Below are 3750 nucleotides of genomic sequence, written 5' to 3'. Positions count from 1 at the left end.
CTGATCGAGCTCATTGATCAGCGCGGTGGCCAATTGAGCAGCACTGATGCCTATGACGCGCTCGCCCACGACCTTGGCCTTACAGAACAAGATGCGGAACGCACAGTTACTGGCGGCCGCGGTCAAAGGGTTTCGGCCTTCAAGCAGCGCGTTCGCTGGGCACGTCATGATGCGGTCAAACGTGGCCTGTTGCGATCTGCGAAACGCGGCGTTTGGCAGATTACTGACCATGGCCAAGAGAAACTGGCCAAAAATACGACAGGTATCGTCTTCACCATTTACGAAACAGAGCTCGGCACCGTGCTGTGGGGCTCTGCAGAACGAGCTGCCGGTGTGATCGAACCAGGTTCGATCGATCTGCTTTGGACCAGTCCCCCGTACCCACTCCTTCAGCAAAAAGAGTACGGGAACCTGGGCAGTGCAGACTGGCTGGAATGGATGCATGATCTATGTGGTCTGTGGCACCCACTTTTGGCCGACACCGGCAGTCTCGTTCTCAACTTGGGCAGTGTTCCTGTGCGAAATCGCCCGATACAAGACCCCTACATCGAACGCCTGGTACTCAAACTGATTGATGACCTGGACTACCGGCTGGTCGATCGGCATTTCTGGCATAACCCATGCAAACCGCCGACACCGGTCAAATGGGTCGCAGTCGAAAAAGTTCGCGTAAAAAATTCAATCGAACATTTGCTATGGCTGTCAAAAACCGACCATTTCAAAGCGAACAATGACAACGTTCGTGTTCCTGAATCACCCGCAACCCGCAAATGGCGGGAGCATGCACAGCGGACAGGAAAAGGACTTGGCAAGCGCCCGGGAGGATCGGTCGCCGGACCAGGCTTCCTAAAATCAAACGGAACAGCGATCCCAAGCGTATTGCACTCGATACCTCACGACGCCAACCGCGCATATCGCCAAGCTTGCAAGCAAGAAGGTCTCAAGCCACACCCAGCCATGGCGCCACAAGGTCTCATCGAGTTCTTTGTCAAATTAACAACGGAGACCAATGACTGTGTCTACGACCCGATGGCAGGCTCCCTGACAACCGGTGCCGTGGCTGAGCGCCTCGGGCGACGTTGGCTGTGCTCGGAGCTTCACGGCGATTATCTCAAGAGCGGCCTGCTGCGGTTTGAAAATTGTGGGTATCCGGAATTTCTGGTTGATAAAATGCCAAAGATGTAAAGAAGAAAATCTTTCTCAGCGGATTATCTGATTGATCCTCTTCAGCCTACTCTACTGCCAATTTTCTGTTTCCACCTTCGCCTGAGTCTTCATAGCGATGCTGACTAGGGAGGACAGCGAGAGCTGGGCAAGCGTCAAAGCGGTTCTGGTTCATGCGCAATCCGAACACCTGCACAACATTCCTCTTGTAAGAAACCGATCAAATTCTCTAGGTGCCCATACTCGGATATACAGACAATCGTGCGGCTATGTTTCTCCTGCCGGATCAGCCCTACCTTGGCCATGCGCGCAAGGTGATGTGATAGCGTCGAAGCAGGAATACCCAGCCCCTTCTGGATATCTCCGACCGAAGCCCCATCATGGCCAGCTTTGACCAGAAAGCGGAACACGGACAGTCGGTGACTATTCCCTAGCTCAGCTAAGCTGGCTGCAACCTTTTCGTGATCCATAGCACGCCCCAATAATTCGATGTTTCTAGAATTATAGTTGACAGGTCGGATAAACGCAAGCAGGCTGCGTACATCATTTCGATAAAACTAGAAATATAGGAGTAATATTGAATGTCACCTCAACTCCAAGACGCTCTAGGCATGTTCGCCTTTCTCGCTATCGAGCTATCGGTTTTATTCATTGGCATTAGCTTGCTGGTCGGAGTTCTTCAACGTCACATCCCACCATCCAAGGTGGAAGCGTTACTGACTTCCAGTGGGAAGCGAGGCTATTTTCTTGCTGCTGGTTTAGGAGCTATAACGCCCTTCTGTAGTTGCTCGACTATCCCCATGTTGAAAGGGTTGATTCGGGCACGGGCCGGTTTTGGGCCGATGATGGTGTTTCTTTTCTCATCTCCGTTGCTGAATCCTATCGTCGTCGGCCTGCTGGTTGCCACGTTTGGATGGACACTTACTGCTATCTATGTGCTCGCCGCTTTGGTGGTCGCGGTAGGTGCCGGATGGCTGCTTCACACGCTTGGCTTCGAGCGTTATGTGCGCCGGACGGCGACACAAGAGAGCAGTGGATGTAGTTCATCAGCAAGCCCGTGCAGTGCTACATCGACCGCATCGAGTTGCGGCACCAACAGCTGCGACACCACTCCGAAGACGGCTTCTTGCGGGGCTGATAGGAAGACAACAGTCTCTACGTCTAGCGAATGCTGTGACAGTCAACCCACTGTCACGGTTAAGAAAGAAGGGAAGTACAGTGGTGTGTGGCGGGAAGCTTGGTCGGACTTTATCGATGTGTTGCCTTACCTGCTCATCGGTATTGCGATTGGCAGCGTGGTCTATGGTTTCATGCCCACTGACTTATTGGAGCAGTATGCAGGCCCAGATAATCCCTTTGCCATTCCAGTTGCCGCTGTCATCGGCGTGCCGTTGTATATTCGCGCTGAAGCCGTCATACCTCTGGCAGCGGCTCTGATGGCCAAAGGCGTGGGTGCCGGGACGGTGCTAGCGTTGATCATCGGCAGTGCCGGAGCCAGCCTGACTGAGCTCATTCTGTTGCGCTCTTTGTTCACGCTGAAGCTTTTAGCGGCGTTTTTAGCAGTCATTTTTGCTATGGCGATGATTGCCGGTTACGCCACCTACCTGTTTTTCTGATCAAGGCGGGAGATGATTAATTCGTTAAGCCTTCCTGGGTACCAGTTGGTGGATTCTGATGAGCAGAATGAAGACATACATTTTCGGCTTGAAGCACCTACACCAGTAGCCTGCGAGGGGTGCGGCGTGCAGGGTGAGTTCGTACGGTTCGGCAAGCGTGACGTTCCCTATCGTGATCTGCCCATCCACGGCAAGCGGGTCACTCTCTGGGTGGTCCGCCGCCGATACACCTGCCGGGCCTGCAAGACAACATTCAGGCCCCAGCTACCAGAGATGGTGGACGGATTCCGTATGACACTGCGGCTGCATGAGTACGTGGAGAAGGAATCCTTCAACCACCCCTACACCTTTGTGGCGGCACAGACCGGCCTGGACGAGAAGACGGTGCGCGACATCTTCAACGCCCGCGCCGAGTTCCTGGGGCGCTGGCACCGCTTCGAGACGCCCCGCATCCTGGGCATTGACGAGCTATACCTGAACAAGCGCTACCGCTGCATTCTGACCAACATTGAGGAGCGAACCCTGCTCGACCTGCTGGCCACCCGCCGCCAGGACGTGGTGACCAACTACCTGATGAAGCTGAAAGACCGGCAGAAGGTCGAGATCGTCAGCATGGACATGTGGAACCCCTACCGGGCAGCGGTCAAGGCTGTGCTGCCCCAGGCCCGTATCGTGGTCGATAAGTTCCATGTGGTGCGCATGGCCAACGATGCCCTAGAGAGAGTGCGCAAGGGCCTCAGAAAGGAGCTGAAACCGTCCCAGAGCCGGACTCTCAAGGGAGACCGGAAAATCCTGCTGAAACGCGCTCACGAAGTCTCAGACCGGGAGCGCCTCATCATGGAGACCTGGACAGGCGCGTTCCCGCAACTGCTGGCCGCCTACGAGCACAAGGAGCGCTTCTACGGCATCTGGGACGCCACCACACGGCTCCAGGCAGAAGCCGCCCTGGACGAGTGGATAGCCACCATCC

At 55.0% G+C, this 3750-nt stretch carries 4 protein-coding genes; 3 read left to right on the top strand and 1 reads right to left on the bottom strand.

Annotated elements, in window-relative coordinates; genetic code table 11:
* Window positions 1-1185: site-specific DNA-methyltransferase (locus WA429_RS20720; RefSeq protein ID WP_336107831.1), on the top strand; the 1185-nt coding region annotated here is incomplete at its 5' end.
* 134 nt (window positions 1186-1319) lie between these two features.
* Here WA429_RS20720 and WA429_RS20715 read toward each other — a convergent pair.
* Window positions 1320-1634 carry an ArsR/SmtB family transcription factor gene (locus WA429_RS20715; RefSeq protein WP_008294929.1) on the bottom strand — a complete coding sequence of 105 codons (315 nt, stop codon included), beginning with the start codon at window positions 1632-1634 and terminating at the stop codon, window positions 1320-1322.
* 111 nt (window positions 1635-1745) lie between these two features.
* On the opposite strand from WA429_RS20715, the gene WA429_RS20710 reads away from it, so the two are divergent.
* Together WA429_RS20710 and WA429_RS20705 are read left to right on the top strand one after the other, a co-directional pair.
* A complete protein-coding gene (locus WA429_RS20710) occupies window positions 1746-2780 on the top strand; it encodes a permease (protein WP_024602395.1) in 1035 nt (344 codons plus the stop codon).
* Window positions 2781-2792: 12 nt separating this feature from the next.
* Window positions 2793-3750 (top strand): ISL3 family transposase (locus WA429_RS20705; protein ID WP_336107830.1); only part of this gene is annotated, 958 nt, incomplete at its 3' end.

This window comes from Thalassospira sp. CH_XMU1420-2 (genome assembly GCF_037029325.1).
Lineage (GTDB): Bacteria > Pseudomonadota > Alphaproteobacteria > Rhodospirillales > Thalassospiraceae > Thalassospira > Thalassospira povalilytica.
Note: the sequence above shows the minus strand (reverse complement) of the source record. Positions and strands in the feature narration are given on the sequence as shown.